2 protein-coding genes are annotated in these 787 nt (G+C 44.0%); both read right to left on the reverse strand.

From position 1 onward, the window contains the following. Positions 1–230 (reverse strand): hypothetical protein (locus A3757_RS20590; RefSeq protein ID WP_156506459.1); only part of this gene is annotated, 230 nt, incomplete at its 3' end. Further along, positions 224–787 (reverse strand): hypothetical protein (locus tag A3757_RS27100; protein ID WP_231878339.1); only part of this gene is annotated, 564 nt, incomplete at its 5' end. The genes A3757_RS27100 and A3757_RS20590, both read right to left, overlap by 7 nt.

Consider the following 787-nt stretch of genomic DNA (forward strand, 5'->3'; position numbering starts at 1 on the left):
AAGCTCATTAAGCCGCCCAGGCTAAAGTCGATATCCACATTCCCCTGAAGCTTAAGGTTGAAGCTCTCATTGAGATATACTTTATTCCTGTCAACACTGGCACTAAGGGATGTGTTGGCAAGGCTAAGCTGACTAAGTAGGCAAAGTGTTAGTAAGCTAAGCAGCTTACTAAGCATATTGTGATGTTTGTGTGGATAGCCTTTATTTAATTTTGGCTTATCGTTCACCATATTGGCTCACCTTCATTTATTACTGCTGACCCGCCTTTGCGTCGGCGGTCATAAGATTGTTGCTCGAATTTTCTGCGAAGAAGGCCTGATGGGTCGTCAGGCACTCTGCGCATCCATTGCTCATAAGATTGTTTTTCTTCTTCGTTTAGCGCTTGCAAAGAAGATGTAATAGGGTTTTCTTCATTACTGTCTGTTTCATCTTGTTCTGGTTTTGCTTCTCGTTTTTGCGCATCCTGCTCTTCAGTCGTTTGTTCAGTTTGCTCACCTTGAGACTGCTCTTTTTCGTCTTCTGAGCTACCTGACTGTTGATCCTGTGATTTTTCTCGGTTTTGTTGTTTGCCACCATCTTGGCTTTCAGAATTATCGGGCTTACCCTGATCCTGGTTCTCCTGGTTCTCCTGGTTCTCCTGGTTCTCCTGGTTCTCCTGGTTCTCCTGGTTCTCCTGGTTCTCCTGGTTCTCCTGGTCACTGTTTTGTTTCTGCTCGTTTTCCTGTTGAAGTTTCTCTATTAGTTCTTTGTTTGATTTTGCGTCTTGATGATCCGGGTTTTGCTTCAA

The sequence above is a fragment of the Oleiphilus sp. HI0117 genome, assembly GCF_001635235.1.